The following is a 19132-nucleotide window of genomic DNA, read 5'->3' on the forward strand; positions in this document are numbered from 1 at the left end:
AGAGAGAAGTGGGTTTAAGATACATCTCGTTTTGCGGCCATGAAGGGGGATTCATCGATGGAGCCGTACCGCGAGGCGAGCCCGCCCGCGCCGAGCCCGCCCGCGCCGAGCATGCCAACGTCGAGCATGCCCGCGTCGAGCATGCGCGCCTCCGACCAGGAGCGGGACGCGACCGTCCAGCGGCTGCAGGTCGCCTTCGCCGAGGGCCGCCTGGCCGACGTGGAGTTCGACGAGCGCATGCGCGCCGCGCTGGCCGCGCGTACCCACGGCGACCTCGACGCGCTGCTCACCGATCTGCCGGCCACCACCGCGCCGGTCGCGGGGCCTCCGGCCGCCCCGGCGCCCGCCCGGATGCCCAAGCCGGGCCGTAGCGCGGTCGCGTACAAGAACAGCGTGCGGTACGCCGGCCGCTGGCGGGTGCCGGGCACCTTCCGCGCGATCGTCTACAAGGGCAGCGGGGTGATCGACCTGCGGGCCGCCGAGCTCACCGAGCCGGTCACCGTGATCCGCGCGGTCGCCTACAAGTCCGACATCGAGATCATCGTGCCGCCGGGCGTCCGGGTCGAGGTGAACGGCTTCGGCGCCACCCGCGACGAGGACTGGAGCGGCGACCTGCCCGCCGACGCGCCGCTCGTGTACGTACGCGCGCTCGCCTACAAGGGGCTCGTCGAGACCCGCACGATGCCCCGCCGCTGACCTCGGACGCGCGTCAAGCGACGGGCCGGCAGGAGTAAAGCGCGCGGCAGCGGGGACGCAGGGAAAGGACGATCCCTCTCGACTCCTGGGAGTGAAGCCGATGCGCATCCGCTTGAGCGCGGTCGTCCTCACCGGGACCGGCTCGGCGTTACTGCTGGTCGCGGCGATCGCCGGTCAGGCCACCCACGTCTCCACCACCCCCAAGGCCGTCCCCAAGGCCGCTCCCAGGGCCGCGGCGAAGGCCGCACCCAGGGCACCCGCACGGAGCGCTCCGGCGCGGAACACCACCGTGGACGGCGGCCCGGCCACGACCCCGATCCCGCGTGCCGGGGCCGCCGGGCCGACGCTCCGCCGGGGCGACCACGGCGCGGAGGTGAAGGCGCTCCAGCAGCGGCTCGTGGACCTCGGCTACGACCCCGGCAGCGCCGACGGGAGGTGGGGGCCGGCGACGAGTTTCGCCGTCTGGGCGTTCCAGAAGGTCAACCACATCAAGCCCGCGTCGCGGACGAGCGCGCGGTTCTGGAGCGCGTTCGCGGCGCCGCGGACGCCCAAGCCGCTCGTGCCGCGCGGCGCCGGCGACCGGGCCGAGGTCGACGTCAAGCACCAGCTCCTCTACGTCTACAAGAACGGCCGCCTCGTGCTGACGAGCCACATCTCCTCAGGGTCGGAGCAGTACTACTCCTCGCAGGGGCACACCGGGTTCGCGCACACGCCGCGCGGGAACTTCCGGGTGTACCGCAAGGCCTCCGGCTGGGAGACCTCGCCGCTGGGCACGCTCTACAAGGCCAACTACTTCGACGGCGGGTACGCCATCCACGGCGAGCCCTCGGTGCCGCTGCGGCCGGCGTCCCACGGATGCGTACGGGTGCCGATGAGCACGTCGACGATCGTGGCGAAGCTGCTGCCGATCGGCACGCGCGTCTACGTCCGCGGCTGATCCGCCGATGCGGATCGGGCTCTTCCTGCCGGCGGCGCAGTTCCCCGGCCAGTCGCACGCCGAGGTGCTCGCCCGTACGGTCGAGGCGGCCGTCGAGGCCGAGCGGGCCGGGTTCGACGGCGTCTGGTTCGCCGAGCACCACTTCATGTCCTACGGCGTCTGCCCCTCGGCGGTGACCCTCGCCGCGTACGTCCTGGGGCGCACGAGCCGGATCACGGTCGGCACCGCCGTCAGCGTGCTGTCCAACCAGCACCCGGTGGCGCTCGCCGAGCAGGCCGCGCTGCTCGACCAGGTCGGCCGGGGACGGTTCCGGCTCGGGGTCGGGCGCGGCGGCCCCTGGGTGGACCTGGAGGTCTTCGGCACCGGGCTGGCGCGGTACGAGTCCGGTTTCGCCGAGAGCCTGGACCTGCTGCTCGCCGCGCTGACCGAGGAGCGGGTCGCGGGCACCGCGACCTTCCCGTTCCGCGAGGTGCCCGTCGTGCCGCGCCCGCTCACCGGACCGCCCGTCGTCGTGGCCTGCACCTCCGCCGCGACGGCCGAGCTGGCCGCGCGGCGCGGGCTGCCGATGCTGCTCGGCATGCACGCCGCCGACGAGGACAAGCGCGCCATGGTCGAGCACTACGCACGGTACGGCCCGGCGAGACCCGGTCACCTGGCGGCCGGCGTCGCCCATGTCGCGGACACGCGCGCCGAGGCGCAGCGGGCGCTGCGGACGGCGATGCCGCGCTGGCTCGGGCCGGGCCTGGCCGGGTACGTCCCGGTCGACGGCCGTCCGCGCCGGCCCCGCGATCCGGAGGAGTACGCCGCGCTGCTGTGCCGGATCCATCCGGTCGGCACCGCGGAAGACTGCGTCGCGACGCTGACGGCGACCGCGGAGCGTACGGGTGTCGACCACTTCGTCCTCATGGCCGATGGCACCGGTGATCCGGTGTTGACCAGGGAGAACATCCGTCGTCTGGGTGCGGAGGTGCTGCCGCGGCTCCGCGGGTGAGCGCGCCCGCGAACGGACCGGCCGTAAATGGGTGCCGGACATGCGCCCTTACCGCCCTCATCGCGCGCCGAAGCAGGGTTTGATGGTCCTCTGCACGGGACGTTTCAACGAGAGGGTCAGCGTGAGCACGACCGGCAACGGCGCCTCCTCCCCTGGGGACTTCTTCGGCGGCGGTGCCGCCTCGGAGCGATCCGGGCCCGCCGCGGGGCCGCCGCCGAGCGGCCGGAACGAGCGTCGCCGGATCACCGAGCGGCTGGCCGAGGCCGCCGACGCCCTCGAGACCTCACGCCTGCGCGGCATGCCGAACACCTCGCCCTGGCAGCGGTCGAACGCCGTGTGGCACCAGGCGGGCATCGACTGGAGCCGCGCCGAGACCAAGCCGCGGCCGTCCCGACCGGCGGCGAGCGCTCCCGCGCCCGCCGCGCCGCCCACGGCCCCGCACTACCCGGTGCCGCAGCCGCGCCCGCCGGCCGAGCCGGCCGCTCCGGCTACAGCTCCGGCCACCGGCCCGGCCACCGGTCCGCGTGACGCCGCGTCCGCCGACGCGGAGCCGTGGGCGCCCTCGAAGCGGCGCCGGCGCCTTCCCTCCGGGCAGGGGCTTCCGCTGCGGGCGATCGCCGTCGGCGTCGTGGCCGTGCTGGTCGTCGGCGGCGGGGCGTACCTGCTGTTCGGCCGAGGCGGCGGCGGGAAGAAGCAGGACGGCGGCACGCCCGCGGTCGCGGCCGACCGGCTGTTCGCGCTCGATCCTGCGGCGGCCACCGGCGGCCGGGTGCACACGCTCGACGGCGTGGCGTCCGGCGGCACCACGACCGTGGCGTTCGGCTCCGAGCAGGGCGGTGTCTACTCGCGGGCGCAGTTCCTGACCTCGGCCGACGGCGGCCGCACGTGGAAGCTGGCGAAGGTGCGCGCGGCCGACGGCGGCGACCCGCCGCAGGGGGAGTACCCCGGGCTGCTCGCCGGCGGCAACGGCAAGTGGGCCGCGCTGGGCGCCACCCGTGACGGCGTCGTCGGATGGACGAGCACCGACGCGCGCACCTGGACGCGCCGGCCGCCGGCCGGCGCCTTCGGCCCGGGCGACCAGGTCCGGCGGCTGGCCCGTACGGCCTCGGGGTTCGTCGCCGTGGGCACCGCCACCGTCCACGGCGGCACGCAGGCCGTGATCTGGACCTCCGCCGACGGCACCACGTGGACGCGGCTCGGCGGCGACCGGTTCGAGCCGCCGTCCGGCGGCACCGCCGTGAGCCTGTCGGACGTCGCGGCGCACGGCGACGTCGTCGTGGCGCACGGCCGGGTGCGCACCACCAAGACCGTCACCCGCCGGGTCAGGGGGAAGCGGCGCAAGACGCACCGCACCGCGGAGAGCGAGGCGTTCTGGCGGTCGCCCGACGGCGGCCGCACCTGGGCGCGGCTCACGGTCCCGCAGGGCCAGGGCTCGTCCGGTGACGTCGTGGGCGTCGTCGCCACCCAGACCGGCTTCTTCGCCGCGCGGGAGGCCTCGCGCACGAGCGGCCGCAAGAGGAAGAAGAAGACCACCGCGTACGGCGCGTTCTTCGGCTCCGCGGACGGCAAGAACTGGGCGGCGGCCGGCACTCTCGCGGTCACCGGGTACTCCCGGATCGGCCTGGTGCGCGGCACCGACAACGGCCTGACGGTCCTCGTGCCCGTCAAGGGCGGAAAGACCGCCGTCATGACCAGCGGCGACGCCAAGACCTGGCGGCACGTGGGCGACCTGGCGGGCGGCCGTACGCTCACCGGCGCCGCGCTCACCCCGCAGGGCCCGGTCGTGTCCGGGCGGAGCGACGACGGCGGCGCGTACCTGACGATGGCGGGCGTGGGCGACGTCAACCTGGCCGCGATCCCCGACGCGGTGCACCCGGAGCGCACGGTCGACGGCGTCGTGTCCGACGCGGGCCGGGTCGTCGCGGTCGGCAGCACGAACGGCCGCGCGGCGCTGTGGACCTCGGCGGACGCCGCCACGTGGACGCGCGCCAAGCTCCCGGCGTCCAAGGACACCGGTCAGCAGCGGCTCGTCGACGCGGTCCACGGCGGGCCGGGCTGGCTGGCCGTCGGTGGCACCGGCTCGCACCCGCTGGTGCTGACGTCGGGCGACACCGTCACCTGGCAGCCGGCGCCGGGCCGGACGCTTGGCGGTGACCTGGTGCCGTCCGCGGCGGCGGCGAGCGGCTCGGCGTACGTGGTCGTCGGCACCCAGGGCGGCACGAGCGCCGCCGCGTGGACCTCGGCGGACCTGAAGTCCTGGACCCATGGCGCGAGTGCGGGCAAGGACGACCTGACCGGCGACCGCGACGCGCCGAAGTGGATGAGCGACGTGGCCGCCGGGCCGAACGGCTTCGTGGCGGTCGGCGGCCAGACGAAGAACAAGGTGTCGCAGCCCGCGCTGTGGACCTCACCGGACGGCCGGCGGTGGACCCTGTCGGCGGCGGCGCCCGCGCTGCCGAACGGCACCACGCAGGGCTCGCTGACGAAGGTGGTGGCGCGGGGCGCGGTGCTCGTGGCCACCGGGGTTGCCGGGGCGTACGCCTTCGCGTCGGTCTCCGCCGACGGCGGGCGCACCTGGCAGCCGACGGCGCTGCCCGGGGCGGCGCCGGGTACCCGCGTCACGGCGGCCACCGCCACGTCGCGCGGGTTCGTGCTCGCCGGCACGGCCGGATCGGACGTCGCGACGTGGTCCTCGGCGGACGGCCGGACGTGGCGCGCCACACGGCCGCACGGCCTCGGGCTCGACGGACCTGGCGTCCAGGAGCTCGACGGCCTGACGGTCCTGGGGGCGAATCTCCTGGCGGTCGGCTTCACCGGCGACTATCGCACCGACGGACCCACGCTCTGGCGCACGCCGATGCCCTGAGAATCGAGGCCGGAAATGGACTTCGCGGTCGCATTCCTTGATCGGAGCGACCGCGAAGCCGGGGGATGTCAGGCCGGTTGACGTGGGGATTCAGTGGACGTTGAGATTCACGCCGAGGAGGACGAGGAACCACAGGAAGATCGCGAGCAGCGCGCTGAACACCTGCTTCAGCAGGCCGAGGGTGATGTAGTCGCGGTCCCAGGCCACGAAGATGCCAATCAATATATAGATCAGGCCGACAAAGCTGATTCCGCCCCGTATCCGCATTGGGACCTCCTTGGGCTTGTTCGAACGCTCGCCAGATGCCCGATGGACGGCATTCAAAACTTTTGCCCGATAATGCGGCGGCTGCCGTGTAGCACCGGTACCGTGCGAAGCGATGTAACAGGCAGGTCACCGCATGCGGATGATCGGGCGTTCCGGTTCGGAGCGCTCGTCACGGCGAGACACCCGGCCGCCTCTCGTGCGGAGCAGCGGGTGTCGCGAAGGGGCGGCCGGCGGCTCGGCAGCGCACGCCGGCCGCCCTCCTCGTTTCCGTCGCCGACGGTCCCGTACGGGGTGTCTCTCAGTCGAACAGGACGACCTGGCGGATCGCGTCGCCGCGTTCGAGCGTCGCGATCGCGTCGTTCAGGTCCTCGAAACGGATCCGTCGCGTGATCAGGCTCTCCAGGTCGAGCTTGCCCGCCCGCCACAGGTCCACGAACCGCGGAACGTCGCGGCGCAGGTCGGAGCCTCCGTACAGCGACGACCGCAGGTTCTTGCCGTCGAAGAGCAGCTCGAACGCGTTGAACTGCACGTTGTCGTCGGCCGCGCCGGCGCCGACCACGATCACGTCGCCGCCGCGCCGGGCCAGCTGCCAGGCGGCGCGGATCGTCGCGCTCCTGCCCACCACCTCGAAGGCGTAGTCGAAGCCCTGGCCACCGGTGAGGAGGTTCCGCAGCTCGTCCGCCCCGTCCGGCGTGGCGGTGTGCGTCGCGCCGAACCTCTTGGCGATCTCGTGCTTGGACTCCAGCGGGTCGATCGCGAGGATGGACGCGGCGCCCGCCGCCCTGGCGCCCTGGATGACCGACAGGCCGACGCCGCCGCAGCCGACGACCGCGACCGCGGTGCCGGGCCGCACCTGGGCGGTGTTGATGACCGCACCGACGCCGGTGGAGATGCCGCAGCCGAGCAGCGCGGCGTACTCGTACGGCACGTCGTCGGCGACCTTGATGCAGGCCTCCCACGGCACCACCATCTCCTCGGCCCACGTGCCGCAGCCCGCCATGCCGTACGCCGGTGTGCCGTCGCCGACGCGGAACCGCGGCTTGGTGTAGCCCTCGATGATGTACTTCACGCAGAGGAAGGGCCGCCCGGCGACGCAGTCGGGGCACAGGCCGCAGGCCGGGGTCCAGCTGATGACGACGTGGTCGCCGGGTGCGACGTTCGTGACGTGCTCGCCGACCTCGACGACCTCGCCGGCCGCCTCGTGGCCGACCACCGCCGGATAGCTGTTCGGCAGGGTGCCGCTGAGGATCGACAGGTCGGAGTGGCAGACCCCGGTCGCCTTGATTTTGACCTTCACCTCGGCGGGGTCCGGCCCGACCGTCGTCGCGTCGTCACGGAGCTCGACCTCTTTGACACCGGCGCCTTGGATCACCGCGGCTCGCACCTGACACACCTCCAGGACGGGGCCGACCCCCAAGGCCGGCCGGATATCGGGGCTTAGGAGTTCTCGTCGAAGGTCAGCGCGGCCTTGGGGCAGGAGCGTACGGCGTGTCGAACGCGGTCGGCGAGCTCGGCCGGGGGCGACGGCTGCGTGATGTGCAGCTCGTCTTCGTCATCGAGGTCGAAGACCTCGGGGACGAGCCCGGCGCACACGCCGTTGGCCTCGCAGACGAGCGGGTCCACCCGTACTCGCATGACGCTGTTCCCCCTTCACGTGAGCTTGCGATGGTCCCAGGAGGCGACACCGGTCGGCTCGACGACATAGGCGTGGCGTTTGGCCGCGGTCTGATCCACGACCGAGGCGATCGCGTCGTCGTCATCGAGGCCCGTCATCCTGCGAACCACTTGGGAGCCAACATACCGAACGTCGTTCGGCTCTGTCAGGGTCCGTACGGTGCCGTACAGCATCAGCCCGCGCAGTTCGAAGTAGTCCGTACCCGCCTCGATCAGGCACGTGACCCGGGGATCCCGCGCGAGGTTGTACGCCTTGCGCGACGTGCGGTACGTCCAGAACGCGATCTTTCCCTCCACCAGCCCGGAGAACATCGTGACCAGGTGCGGGGTGCCGTCGCGGTTGATCGTGGCGAGCTGGAACTTGGGGTTCTCCTCGATGAACGCCGTGACCTCGTCATCCGTCATGGCGATCCGGGCGCGCTGACTCACGCCGAGAAGTAGAACACGTTTCAGTCAGCCGCATCAAGGCCGGGGCGCGCCGTCGCGAGGACGCGCTCGCGACGCGGGCGGTCCCGGTCGCCGCCACGGCGGGTTACGAGGCGGGCCCTACAGTTCCTCCAGAGTCGGAAACGAGCTCTGCGCGCCGGCCCTGCGTACGGCGGCGGCGCCGACGCGGGCGGCGAGCCGGGCCGCGGTGGGCAGGTCGTCGCCGCGGGCGAGGCGCAGGCACAGCGCACCGGTGAAGGCGTCGCCCGCGCCGGTGGTGTCCACGACGTCCACGCGGGGGCTGGGCACCTCGGTGACGCCGCTCGCGTCGGCCACGACGGCACCGTCCGCGCCGCGCGTGATGACGACGGACCGCGCGCCGCGGGCGAGCAGGCCGGCCGGGCGGGTGTCGCCCAGGAACGCCGCCTCGTGCTCGTTGACGACGAGGGGGTCGCACAGCGCGATCAGCTCGTCCGGCACGTCGGCGGCCGGCGACAGGTTGAACACCACCCGCGCGCCCTCCTCGTCCGCCGTACGGGCGGCGGCCACGACCGCGTCGAGGGGGATCTCCAGCTGGAGCGACACCACGGCGGCGTCCGCGAACAGCGGGCGCGCGGCGGCGACGTCCTGCTCGGTGACCTTCGCGTTGGCACCCGGCGAGACGATGATGCTGTTGTCGCCCGACGGGTCGACGGTGATCAGGGCGACGCCGTTCGCGCCCGGCGTGGTGATCAGGTGCCCGATGTCCACGCCGTCGCCCCGGAGCGTCTCACGGACGAAGTCCCCGTGGCCGTCGGTGCCCGCGCGGCCGAGGAACGCCACCCGGCCGCCCAGCCGCGCGGCGGCGACGGCCTGGTTGGCGCCCTTTCCGCCCGGATGGGTCACCAGGTCCGAGCCGAGCACGGTCTCGCCGGCGCCGGGGCGCCGGTCGACGCGGACCACGAGATCCGCGTTGACGGACCCGGCGACCACGACGTCGTACACCCGCCTGGGGCTTTCGGTCATCGCTGTGTCCTTCCTGTCTCTCCGCAGGAGCGGCGGATCATGAGGCGGGCCGGGAGGACGACCGGTTTCACCGGCCGGCCGGCGACGCGCTCCAGCAGGGTCCGTACCGCTCGCCGTCCGAGTTCTCCGGCAGGCTGGGCGATCGCGGTGATCGGCGGGTCCACGTGGACGAACCAGGCGACGTCGTCGAAGGAGGCGAGTGCCACGTCGCCTGGGATCCGCATGCCGCGCGCCCGGATCTCGTCCAGGGCGCCGAGCGCCATGAGGTTGTCGCCCGCGAAGATCACCTCAGGCGGTTCGGGCAGGTCGAGGAACCGGGCGGCGATGGCCTGCCCGCTCGCCGCCTGGAAGTCGCCGGCCTCCACGTACTCCTCGCGGATCTCCAGGCCGGCCGCCCGCATCGCGTGCACGTACGCCCGGGTGCGCTCGCGACCGGTGGACAGCAGGTCCGGGCCGGAGATGAAGGCGATCCGGCGGTGCCCGAGCCCGTGCAGGTGCTGGATGAGCTCCCGGACGGCGCCCGTACCGTCGACCCGTACGGAGGGCACCTGCAGGCCGGGCAGCGTGCGGTCGAGGAAGACCAGCGGGCCGCCCGCCGCGACGCAGTCGCGGACCAGCGGGGTGACCTCGGCCGTCGGGCAGATGAGCAGGCCGTCCACGCGCTGTTCGAGGAGCGTGCGGACGTAGTGGTCCTGCCGCTCGGGACGCTCGTCGGCGTTGCCGATCACGACCGTGTAGCCGGCCTCGCGGGCCTCGTCCTCCACGGCCCTGGCCAGCTCGGCGAAGAACGGGTTGAGGATGTCGCCGATGACCAGCCCGAGCGTGTGGGTGGCCTCGGTGCGCAGCGAGCGGGCCACCGCGTTCGGCCGGTAGCGCAGCGCCTCGACGGCGGCACGCACCTTGGCCCGCGCGTCCTCACTGACCCGGGGACTGCCGTTGAGCACCCGGGAGACGGTGGCGACCGAGACCCCCGCGTGCGCGGCGACCTCCTTGATGCCGGCCACGCGACTCCCTTCATGGAAACGATTACACGGCAGGATATGGAAACGATTACATCGGCGATAGGCGTCGATGACGTGACTTCCGTCACGGCTGGGGCTTGGAGCCCCTGCGGCTGGGGACCGCGCTGCCGCGCGGCACTGCCCGCGCGGGCTCTTACTCGGGATGCTCCAGTCGCTCCCACGCCTCCTGCTGAGCCGGATCGAGCTCCACCGGCGGGAACCGTGCCAGATACAGGTGCGCCAGCCTCGTCAGTTCTTTCGGTGTGACGTCCGGCAGGCCGTTGAAGTCGTCGAAGGACATATCAAGGGTGAAGCCGCCTCCGGAGCCATCGTCGAGGACGGCGGTGACGAGGCATCGGTACACCGTGTGCTCCTCGACCCCGAAGACCACCAGGAACAGCGAGCGAATGCGGTCTCTGTGCGCCCGGAGCCACGCCGGCCGGCCGACGGCGCTCCACCCGTTCTCGCCCGCCGCCGCCATGAGGCGTTCGAGTTCCGGCGTGGACGACGTCTTGATGTCTCCCCGGCCACCGGCCGCGTAGAGGTCCACGTCCGGCCATTTTCCGCCTTCGAAGCTTCGTCTCATCGGGTACTCCGGAAGTTGTTGATGAATATCGGGGTGTCCCAGGAAATCGAAGAATCGGGGTTCTCGGCGCGCTTCAAGAGCTCATATCGCCGGTGGTTGCCCTGCAAAATCGTGTCGGGGTAGAACCAGTGCACGGCGATGAACTGACCGTCCCGAGGACTGAAGACCGACCGTATCAACTCCTCGTCCGAGCGGCCGTTCGAATTCTCCGCCTTCTGCGGCCTGGGTGGATTCCCCGGTTTCAGATCAAGGAGATCGCGAACGGTGCTGTTGGGCTCGGGTGAGGCACCCGCGAGCCGGTGCGTCAGGCCACGGTTGTGCGCCGCCGCCAGGGCGACGCCGACGAGACGGCGCCCTTCCCCGGGGTTCGGGCGATAGGGGGCCAGGCCGAGCGGGTCGGCCCGCGTCGTGGGGTTGTGCACATAGGCGTAGGGGTCGGGCTGGGGGGTGAGGCCGAGGGGGTCCGAACTCTGGTAGCGCCCCGTGTGGGGGTCGTAGTAGCGCCGGTAGTTGTAGTGGAGGCCGGTCTCCTCGTCGTGGTACTGCCCGGGGAATCTGAGCGGACAGTCCGTGTCCTCCTGCCCCTGTACGGCGCGGAGGCCCCACAGCGTGGAGACGCGCTGCCAGGCCAGGTCACCGGTGGAGCCGACCATCTCGGTGGGACAACCGATGAGGTCGGACACGATTCCATAGAACCGCTCATCGACCTCGTCCCGTTCGGTCTGGGCGATCGGCCGGAAGCCGCCGGGCTCGTACTCCCAGGTGGTCGTGCCGTCAGCGCGCGTCTGCTCGGCGAGTACGGCGCCGTCCCACGTGAAGTCCGTCTGCTCCACGACGGTACGGCCGTCCGGACCGAGCCGTTGCTTGGCGATGCGGCGTCCCAGGGCGTCGTACAGGTAGCGCCACCGCTGCCCGCCGGGAGTGGTGACCGCGATGAGACGGTCGTCGGCATCCCACTCGTATCGCCAGGTCAAGGGCTTGGCCGACAAGCGTTTTCGCTGTCTGAGGACGACCCGGCCCTGTGCGTCGTAGTCGTAGCGGACGTTTCCGGCCGACCGGACCATGGTGCCCGCGTACTGACGCGGGCCGAAGGTGCCGCTGTCCGTCGCCGGCCAGGCCGCGTCGATGGGCTTCCCGGCGGGATCGTAGGTGTAGCGCTCGCTCCACGCCTCCGTGTGGACCGCGGTCACCCTTCCCGCAGCGTCCAGTTCGAACCTCCGGGGGCCGAAGGTGTGGTCGCCGATGCCGACGACGGTGCCGTCGGACCGGTAGGAATACGCGCGGTGCTGAAGCGGCCGGCTCGGTGCGGACGCGCCCCACAGCGTCTGGTCACTCAGCCGGTCGCCGGGCTCCCATCCCTGAACGAGCGTCGCCACGTCACCGACGTGACGACGGACCTCCCGCCCGGCGGCGTCGTACTCGAACCGCACTCTCTGGCCGGCGGTGTGCAGGGCGATCGGGCGGCCGGCCGCGTCATGGTGCCAGACGGCCTCCGTGCCGGAGGGCGTACGGCGCCGTACGCGACGGCCGAGCGCGTCGTAGGCCGAGGCGAGCCTGCGGCCGTTGCACACCTCGGCCACCACCCGGCCGAGCGGATCGTGTTCGAATCGCACCTCGACGTCCGCGTTCACCGCTCGTACCAGGCGCCCGGTGGCGTTGTAGGCGAATGTCGTGACCGCGTCACCGGAGCGTTTTCCGACGACGTTCCCCAGCGGATCACGGCTGTAGCGAATGGTCTGCCCGGCGCCGTTGGTGTGCTCGGTGAGTTGGCCCGCCGCGTCGTAGGCGTAGCGTAGGACGCGGCCGTTGAAGTCGGTCTCCTCCGTCAGGTTTCCGGCCGGATCATAGGCATAGCGCCAGGTCAGCCCCTGTGGATCGGTGACGGCCGCCAGCCGCAGCTCGGTGTCGTAGGTGAACCGCAGGGACGCGCCGTCCGGCCCGATCCGGGAGCTGGGCAGGTCGAAGGGCCCGTATTCGGTGCGGGCGACCCGGCCCGCGGCGTCGATGTACTCGATGAGGTTGCCCTCGTCGTCGTACGACCAGCGTTCGGTCGCGCCGTCGGGCCGCGCCCGCTCGGCCGGCCTGCCCTCCACGGTCCAGCGGAGGCGAGTGACGCTCCCCAGCGGGTCGATCATCTCCGTCACCCGGCCGAACCGGTCACGCACGCAACGGTCGGTGGCGCCCAGCGGATCGGTGACGGCGATCGGCAGGCCCGCGTCGTCGTTGACGATCCGGATCACGGCCCCCAGCGGATCGGTGATGGTGGACAGGCCACCGCGTTCGTCGTAGCCGTACAGCGTCGTCGCGCCACCCTGATCCGTCAGCGCCACGAGGTTGCCGCGATCGTCGTAATCGTGCCGCCGCACCGTTCCGTCGGCGTCGGTGATCTGGACCGGCAGCCCGAGTTCGTTGTAGGTGGCGGTGACCTGCCGGCTGTCGGGGCGGGTGATCGCGGTGAGGTCGCCCGCCTCGTTGTAGCGATAGCGGGTCGTACGTCCCAGCGGATCGGTACGGGACAGCAGCCGGTCGTGGCCGTCCCACACCGATCTGGTCTCCTGCCCCAGCGGGTCGATCTCGGCGATCACCTGCCCCAACTCGTTGAGGTGATACGTCGTCTGATGGCCGAGCGAGTCGGTCACGACCGTGACCCGGTCGCCATAGGTGAGCGTCACGTTCCAGAGACCGTCCGGCCCGTCGCCGTGGACGGCGCGCCCCTGGCCGTCGTAGGTGTAGCGATACCAGTGACCGTTGCGGTCGATCCAACCGGTCAGCCGGCCTTCGGCGTCGTAGTCGAACCGCAGGGGCCTGCCGGAGGAGTTGATGATCTCAGCCAGGTTGCCGGCGTCGTCATAGCCGTACCGCATGAGTTCCTCGCCGGAGCGCAGTCGAAGGGCGGTGACGCGGCCGGTGTCGCCGGTCTCGACGCCGATCCGGTATCCGCCGGAATGATGGATCTCCACGAGCGTCGCATCGGCTTCGTATCGAAGATCGATCCGGTTGCCGTTGCGATCGCTGATCGCCGTGAGCCGTAGGGATCCCGGTCGCGGCCCGACCGGTGCGAAGTGCAGCATGCGCCGGGCCTCGGGGTCGGTGACCGTGCACTCGCCGTTCTCATCGAGCGTCAGCGGCCATCGCGGTCCCGCCGTCGGCAGCACCGGAGACCCCGGTGCGTCGACCGGCGGGTAGAACAGCATCATCCCGTCCGCCGCCGCGAAACACGCACCGTCCGCGTCGAGCTCCACCCGCTGGTCCAACGTCGACGCCCAGGACACGCCGAACGACCGGCCCTCGCGGTACGACGACACGTGGGTGCGCTCCAGGACCAGCGGCAGCACCCCGCCCAGGTGCACGTCGACCTGCCGCAGCACCACGTCTCCGCCGGCCACATCGATCGGGTCACCTCTCACGACCCTGGAAAGGTAGGCGGGCGTCCTCCGTGAACCCTGGAAAACGGTGCGAAGCGCACGTGTCGACTCCGCGGCGTGGCCTACTCCGGTCGCCACCCGGACGGCGGAGCTACGGAAAAGGCTTCCCGGGATCCGGAAAATACCAAGGCGTGCTATGTTCGGAATGGCCCTGGAGCCGAGATTCATGCTTTTTGCTCTCTATTGCTGGTGTCGCGTGCCTTAAGTAGACCGCACGGGCGCGGGGGTTCTCTTATATGTGCGGGAAATGGTGAAACGCCGTGCGCGTTATGGCGACTCCGGCTTTGCGGTTAGAGTGCGCGGGTGGATGACGTGACGACGGGGCTACCGCCGATGCCCGGTGAGCTGCGGCGGGCCGCCGAGGAGGCCAAGGGGTTCATGCCGCCGGCCGAGGGGCTCGCGCTCTATGAGACGGCGCTGGAGTACGGCGCGCGCGGGCCGATCCTGGAGGTCGGCACCTACTGCGGCAAGTCCGCGATCTACCTCGGCGCCGCCGCGCGCGCGGTCGGGTCGGTCGTGGTGACCGTCGATCACCATCACGGTTCGGAGGAGAACCAGGCCGGCTGGGAGTACCACGACGAGACCCTGGTCGATCCGGCCACCGGTCGCATGGACACGCTGCCGGTCTTCCGCAGGACGATCGTCGCGGCCGGGCTGGAGGACCGTGTCGTCGCGGTCGTCGGTACGTCGGAGACGGCCTCGGCGCTGTGGGGCAAGCCGCTCGGCATGCTGTTCATCGACGGCGGGCACGCGGAGGACCTGGCCCAGGCCGACTACGACGGCTGGGCGCACCACGTGATGCCGGGCGGGGCCCTGGCGTTCCACGACATCTTCCCCGACCCGGCCGACGGCGGCCAGGCGCCGTACCGCGTCTACCGGCGCGCCCTGGCGACCGGCCGGTGGACCGAACGCCGCATCGAGGGCTCCCTGCGCGTCCTCGAACGCCGCTGACGCCCGTACGACCGCCCCCGTACGACGGACTCGCCGGGCTCTGGAGAACTCGCTCTTGAACAAAGTGCCATGTCAGGCGTACCTTGCTGAACATGTTTGAACAGGTTTGGGTGCAGGGGTAGACATGGTGGACAACGTGCATGGGCTCAAACACGAGAACATCGCCCAGGCCCTCGCCCGGGAGATCCGGACGGGCAAGCTGAAGCGCGGCAGCCGCCTTCCCGGCGAGCACGCGCTCGCCGCGCGGTTCTCGGTCAGCCGGAACACCATCCGGTCCGCGCTGACCGAGCTGAGCCGGGAAGGGCTCATCTCCACCCGCTCGGGAAAGGGGTCGTTCGTCACCTTCGACGGGCGGCCGCTCGACGACCGGCTGGGCTGGGCCCGCGCCCTCGCGGCCCAGGGCGTGTCCACCGAGACCCGGATGCTGCGTCTGGAGAGGGTCGACGATCCCGGACTCGCCGGCCGGCTGGGCCTGGCCTCGTCCGCGTTCTTCGCCGTCGACCGCGTCCGTACCCTGACGGACGGGCCGGCGGTCTCCCTCGAGCGCAGCCGCATCCCCGCCACCGGCGACCTGCTCGACCTGCCCGCACGCGGCCTGCTCGACGGGTCGCTGACGGCGACGCTGGCGTCCGCCGGGCTGCACGCGGATCACGGCGACGAATGGGTCACCGCCGCGCCGCTGGACGAGACCGACGCCGCCGAGCTGGGGCGGAGCCCCGGTGAGTGGTTCCTGCGCGCGCGCCGCGTCAGCTGGACCGCCGCCGGCGACCTGGTGGAACACGTCGAGAGCCGGCTCGACCCGGTCCGGTTCGAGCTGCACCTGCGCTTCGGGAGCACCTCATGACCGACGCCGGCGCCCGTGCCGCCGGGGCGCTGTACGGACTGGCGATCGGCGACGCGCTGGGCATGCCGACCCAGTCGCTGTCCCGGGAGCGGATCCGGCGTGACTTCGGCTCGCTCACCGGGTTCGAGCCCGCCGCCGCGGACCATCCGATCGCCGCGGGGATGCGCGCGGGATCGGTCACCGATGACACCGAACAGGCCGTCCTGCTCGCCCGGCTGCTCATCGACGGGGCCGGGCACGTCGATCCGGGGGCGCTGGCACGGGCCCTCCTGGACTGGGAGGAGGACATGCGCCGGCGCGGTTCGCTGGATCTGCTCGGCCCGTCGACCAAGCGCGCCGTCGCGGCGGTCGCCGCCGGCACACCGGTCGAGGAGGCGGGCCGGTACGGGGACACCAACGGCGCCGCCATGCGGATCGCCCCGGTCGGCATCGCCTCCGGCGGTGAGCCCGCGGCACTCCTCGACAGCGTCGTCGAGGCCAGCCGGGTGACGCACAACACGAGCGTCGCCCTCGCCGGGGCCGCGGCGGTCGCCGCCGCCGTCAGCGCCGGGATCGACGGAGCCGACGTGAAGGAGGCCGTCCAGCGCGCGGAGGAGGCCGCGACGGCCGGTGCCCGCCGCGGCCACTGGATCGCCGCCGCCGACGTCGCCTCGCGCATCCGGTGGGCCGGCGAGCTGGTCGCGGGCCGTCCTGCCGAGGCCGCCGCGGCCGACATCTACCGTCTGGTCGGCACCAGCGTCGCCACCCAGGAGTCCGTGCCGGCCGCGTTCGCCGTGCTGGCGGTGTATCCGGACGACCCGTGGCAGGCGTGCCTGTTCGCCGCGTCCCTCGGGGGCGACTGCGACACCATCGCGGCCATCGCCGGAGCGATCGCCGGTGCCTGCCACGGCGTCGGCTCCTTCCCTGACGACGCCCTCACCACGATCCTCAACGTCAACCGGCTCCCCCTCGACGAGCTGGCGCGCGGCCTGCTGGCCCTGCGCGCGCGGGCGTGACCGCCCACACCCGATCCTCCTCCCCGAAGAAGGCCCCCATGACCAGCGACAACAAGGTCGGTGCCGTCGAGACCCGCGGCATCGAGCCGGTGCCCGACGGCGACCGGAACGGCAACCCGCTCCAGCTCTTCTGGGTGTGGTTCGCCGCCAACATCTCCATCCTCGGGCTGCCCCTCGGCGCGACGCTGGTCGCGCTGCGCGGCATGAACATCTGGCAGGCCGTGCTCGTCGGCGCCATCGGCTCCTTCGGGTCGTTCGCCGTCGTCGGGCTCATCAGCGTCGCGGGGAAGTGGGGCGGCGCGCCGAGCATGACCCTGTCCCGCGCGGTGTTCGGCCCGCGGGGCAACCACGGGCCGACGCTGGTGTCGTGGCTGTCGCGGGTCGGCTGGGAGGTGGTGAACACCACCACCGCCGCGTACGCGCTGCTGGCGATCCTGCACATCGCCTTCGGCGTCGGCGCGAGCTCCGCGCTCACCGTCGTCTGCCTGCTCGCCTTCGTGGCCCTCACCCTGCTCGTCTCCGGGCTCGGCCACGCCACCCTGGTGTGGATCCAGCAGCGGGCGACGTACGTCTTCGGCGTCCTCAACCTGATCGTCGGTGGCTTCCTCGTCACGAAGGTGCACTGGCACACGGTCCTGCACGCCCCGGCCGCGCCGATGAGCGTGATGATCGCGGGGATCGGCGTGATCGCCGGCGGAACCGGCATCGGCTGGGCGAACGCCGGCGCCGACATGGCGCGCTACCAGCCGCGGCGGGTCTCCGGCCGCCGCATCGTGGCGGCGGCCGCGGCCGGCGCGGGCATCCCGCTGGTGCTGCTCATCACCCTGGGCGGCCTGCTGTCGACCGGCGACCACACGCTCGCCGCCGCGTCGGACCCGGTGGCGGCGATCCAGGCGATGCTGCCGTCCTGGATGGCCATCCCGTACCTGCTCACCGCCTTCGGCGGCCTGCTGCTGTCCAACCACCTGTCGGTGTACTCCGCCGGGCTCACCATGATCACTCTGGGCGTCCGGGTCCGCCGGGTGATCGCCGTCGGCGCCGACGTGGTGCTCACGCTGGCCGGCGGCGTCTACCTGATGCTCATCGCCAAGAACTTCTACGGCCCGTTCATCACCTTCATCTCGCTGCTCGCCGTGGCGATCACCTCCTGGGTCGCGGTCTTCCTCGTGGACATGCTCACCCGGCGGGAGTACGACCCCGCCGGGCTGATGGACACCACGCGCGGCGGCCTCTACTGGCACCACGGCGGCGTGGCGTGGTCGGCGTTCGTCGCCTGGGCCGCCGGGATCGTCATGGGGCTGATGCTGACCGTGGCCCAGACCTCCGACACGGACGTGTGGTTCTCCGGGCCGCTCGCCAAGACCTGGCCCGCGCGCAACGGCCTCGGCTGGCTCGTCGCGTTCGCCGTCGCCTCCGTCATCTACCTCATCCTCCAGGCCGTGACGGGCCGCGGCACCGCGTCGCGCCGGGCGCGGGTGAGCGAGGCGGCGTCGTGATCGATCGGCTGGTGCACGCCGGAAACGTGGTCATCGACCTGGTCATGGAGATCCCGGCGCTGCCGCGGCCCGGCGGCGACGTGCTCGCCACCTCCAGCCAGGTCACGCCCGGCGGTGGCTACAACGTCATGGTGGCGAGCGTCCGGCAGGGCCTGGAGGTCGCCTACGCCGGCGGTCACGGCAGCGGGCCGTTCGGTGACCTCGCCCGCACCCGGCTCGCCGAGGCCGGCATCGCCGTCCTCCAGGAGCCGACCCCGGGCGCGGACACCGGCTTCGACGTGGCCTTCGTCGACGACAGCGGCGAACGGACCTTCGCCACGAGCGTCGGCGCGGAGGCCGCCCTGACCTACGAGCAGCTCGCGGGCGTGCGCGTGCGCGGCGCTGACGCGGTCTACCTGTCCGGGTACGGTCTGGCCTATCCGGCCAACCGGACGGCGCTGACACGCTGGCTGGCGACGCTGCCCGGCGACGCCACCGTGATCGTCGATCCGGGGCCGCTGGTCGCCGACATCCCCGCCGACGTGCTGCGGCCGGTGCTCGACCGGACGGACTGGTGGAGCTGCAACCACGACGAGGCGACCGCGATGACCGGTCGGGCCGACCCCGAGCAGGCCGCGGCCGAGCTGGCGCGCCGGACCGGGCGCTCCGGCGTCGTGGTCCGCGTGGGGCCGCGTGGCTGTGTGCTCGCCCGGCGCGGCGCCCCGGCCGTACGGGTCCCGGCCTTCGAGGTGAGGGCCGTCGACAGCAACGGCGCGGGCGACGCGCACGTGGGAGTGTTCGTCGCGGCGCTCGGGGACGGGCTGCCACCGGAGGCGGCGGCGCGGCGGGCCAACGCGGCGGCGGCCATCGCGGTCACCCGGCGCGGGCCGGCGACGGCGCCGACCCGCGAGGAGGTCGACCGGCTCCTCGGCCTCTAGAGCGTGTCCTCAAAGCCATATGAGCAGGGTGGCCAGGTCGATCATGCCTTGGTAG

At 72.4% G+C, this 19132-nt stretch carries 17 protein-coding genes; 9 read left to right on the forward strand and 8 right to left on the reverse strand.

All coding sequences use genetic code 11. From position 1 onward, the window contains the following. Positions 1-39 precede the first annotated feature (39 nt). From ABEA10_RS27840 to ABEA10_RS27855, 4 genes are all read left to right on the forward strand, one after another. Positions 40-696 (forward strand): DUF1707 SHOCT-like domain-containing protein, encoded by a 657-nt coding sequence (locus tag ABEA10_RS27840; RefSeq protein ID WP_345468928.1) that lies wholly within the window; start codon positions 40-42, stop codon positions 694-696. 100 nt (positions 697-796) lie between these two features. Beyond that, positions 797-1633: a L,D-transpeptidase family protein gene (locus tag ABEA10_RS27845; protein ID WP_345468929.1), complete on the forward strand. Its 837-nt coding sequence runs from the start codon at positions 797-799 to the stop codon at positions 1631-1633. Between the two features lie 7 nt (positions 1634-1640). Beyond that, a complete protein-coding gene (locus ABEA10_RS27850) occupies positions 1641-2624 on the forward strand; it encodes an LLM class flavin-dependent oxidoreductase (RefSeq protein WP_345468931.1) in 984 nt (327 codons plus the stop codon). A 121-nt stretch (positions 2625-2745) separates the two neighbouring features. Then, the gene (locus tag ABEA10_RS27855; RefSeq protein ID WP_345468932.1) at positions 2746-5490 is read left to right on the forward strand and encodes a sialidase family protein; all 2745 of its coding nucleotides are present in this window, start codon (positions 2746-2748) and stop codon (positions 5488-5490) included. A 90-nt stretch (positions 5491-5580) separates the two neighbouring features. Here ABEA10_RS27855 and ABEA10_RS27860 read toward each other — a convergent pair whose 3' ends face one another. From ABEA10_RS27860 to ABEA10_RS27895, 8 genes are all read right to left on the reverse strand, one after another. Beyond that, a complete protein-coding gene (locus tag ABEA10_RS27860) occupies positions 5581-5757 on the reverse strand; it encodes a hypothetical protein (protein ID WP_345468933.1) in 177 nt (58 codons plus the stop codon). Positions 5758-6055: 298 nt separating this feature from the next. Next, positions 6056-7141 carry a Zn-dependent alcohol dehydrogenase gene (locus ABEA10_RS27865; protein WP_345468935.1) on the reverse strand — a complete coding sequence of 362 codons (1086 nt, stop codon included), beginning with the start codon at positions 7139-7141 and terminating at the stop codon, positions 6056-6058. A gap of 53 nt (positions 7142-7194) precedes the next feature. Further along, positions 7195-7392 (reverse strand): ferredoxin, encoded by a 198-nt coding sequence (locus ABEA10_RS27870; protein ID WP_345468936.1) that lies wholly within the window; start codon positions 7390-7392, stop codon positions 7195-7197. Between the two features lie 15 nt (positions 7393-7407). Continuing rightward, positions 7408-7860, reverse strand: coding sequence for a pyridoxamine 5'-phosphate oxidase family protein (locus ABEA10_RS27875; protein ID WP_345468937.1), 453 nt, complete (start codon positions 7858-7860; stop codon positions 7408-7410). Positions 7861-7977: 117 nt separating this feature from the next. Next, entirely contained in the window at positions 7978-8862 is an 885-nt protein-coding gene (locus ABEA10_RS27880; protein WP_345468939.1) for a ribokinase, read from the reverse strand. Beyond that, positions 8859-9866, reverse strand: a complete 1008-nt coding sequence (locus tag ABEA10_RS27885) for a LacI family DNA-binding transcriptional regulator (RefSeq protein WP_345468940.1) — start codon at positions 9864-9866, stop codon at positions 8859-8861. Before ABEA10_RS27885 ends, ABEA10_RS27880 begins: the two co-directional genes overlap by 4 nt. Positions 9867-10017: 151 nt before the next feature. Then, positions 10018-10449 (reverse strand): hypothetical protein, encoded by a 432-nt coding sequence (locus tag ABEA10_RS27890; RefSeq protein ID WP_345468941.1) that lies wholly within the window; start codon positions 10447-10449, stop codon positions 10018-10020. Next, entirely contained in the window at positions 10446-13856 is a 3411-nt protein-coding gene (locus tag ABEA10_RS27895; protein ID WP_345468942.1) for an RHS repeat-associated core domain-containing protein, read from the reverse strand. The genes ABEA10_RS27890 and ABEA10_RS27895 overlap by 4 nt, the downstream gene beginning before the upstream one ends. A gap of 351 nt (positions 13857-14207) precedes the next feature. Between ABEA10_RS27895 and ABEA10_RS27900 the strand changes: the two genes are divergently transcribed. From ABEA10_RS27900 to ABEA10_RS27920, 5 genes are all read left to right on the forward strand, one after another. Further along, positions 14208-14825 (forward strand): class I SAM-dependent methyltransferase, encoded by a 618-nt coding sequence (locus ABEA10_RS27900; RefSeq protein WP_345468951.1) that lies wholly within the window; start codon positions 14208-14210, stop codon positions 14823-14825. A gap of 124 nt (positions 14826-14949) precedes the next feature. After that, entirely contained in the window at positions 14950-15669 is a 720-nt protein-coding gene (locus tag ABEA10_RS27905) for a GntR family transcriptional regulator (protein WP_345468943.1), read from the forward strand. After that, positions 15666-16664 carry an ADP-ribosylglycohydrolase family protein gene (locus ABEA10_RS27910; protein WP_345468944.1) on the forward strand — a complete coding sequence of 333 codons (999 nt, stop codon included), beginning with the start codon at positions 15666-15668 and terminating at the stop codon, positions 16662-16664. The genes ABEA10_RS27905 and ABEA10_RS27910 overlap by 4 nt, the downstream gene beginning before the upstream one ends. A 38-nt stretch (positions 16665-16702) precedes the next feature. Beyond that, positions 16703-18160 (forward strand): purine-cytosine permease family protein, encoded by a 1458-nt coding sequence (locus tag ABEA10_RS27915; protein WP_345468946.1) that lies wholly within the window; start codon positions 16703-16705, stop codon positions 18158-18160. Further along, entirely contained in the window at positions 18157-19077 is a 921-nt protein-coding gene (locus ABEA10_RS27920; protein WP_345468948.1) for a PfkB family carbohydrate kinase, read from the forward strand. Before ABEA10_RS27915 ends, ABEA10_RS27920 begins: the two co-directional genes overlap by 4 nt. The last annotated feature ends 55 nt before the right edge of the window (positions 19078-19132 follow it).

The organism is Actinoallomurus oryzae (assembly GCF_039541955.1).
Lineage (GTDB): Bacteria > Actinomycetota > Actinomycetes > Streptosporangiales > Streptosporangiaceae > Actinoallomurus > Actinoallomurus oryzae.

Bases quoted from the DNA above. Each gene is read 5' to 3' on its own strand.
- ABEA10_RS27840 (WP_345468928.1), top strand. From the start codon at position 40: ATGAAGGGGGATTCATCGATGGAGCCGTACCGCGAGGCGAGCCCGCCC.
- ABEA10_RS27845 (WP_345468929.1), top strand. From the start codon at position 797: ATGCGCATCCGCTTGAGCGCGGTCGTCCTCACCGGGACCGGCTCGGCG.
- ABEA10_RS27850 (WP_345468931.1), top strand. From the start codon at position 1,641: ATGCGGATCGGGCTCTTCCTGCCGGCGGCGCAGTTCCCCGGCCAGTCG.
- ABEA10_RS27860 (WP_345468933.1), bottom strand. From the start codon at position 5,757: ATGCGGATACGGGGCGGAATCAGCTTTGTCGGCCTGATCTATATATTG.
- ABEA10_RS27870 (WP_345468936.1), bottom strand. From the start codon at position 7,392: ATGCGAGTACGGGTGGACCCGCTCGTCTGCGAGGCCAACGGCGTGTGC.
- ABEA10_RS27880 (WP_345468939.1), bottom strand. From the start codon at position 8,862: ATGACCGAAAGCCCCAGGCGGGTGTACGACGTCGTGGTCGCCGGGTCC.
- ABEA10_RS27890 (WP_345468941.1), bottom strand. From the start codon at position 10,449: ATGAGACGAAGCTTCGAAGGCGGAAAATGGCCGGACGTGGACCTCTAC.
- ABEA10_RS27900 (WP_345468951.1), top strand. From the start codon at position 14,208: ATGCCCGGTGAGCTGCGGCGGGCCGCCGAGGAGGCCAAGGGGTTCATG.
- ABEA10_RS27905 (WP_345468943.1), top strand. From the start codon at position 14,950: ATGGTGGACAACGTGCATGGGCTCAAACACGAGAACATCGCCCAGGCC.
- ABEA10_RS27910 (WP_345468944.1), top strand. From the start codon at position 15,666: ATGACCGACGCCGGCGCCCGTGCCGCCGGGGCGCTGTACGGACTGGCG.
- ABEA10_RS27915 (WP_345468946.1), top strand. From the start codon at position 16,703: ATGACCAGCGACAACAAGGTCGGTGCCGTCGAGACCCGCGGCATCGAG.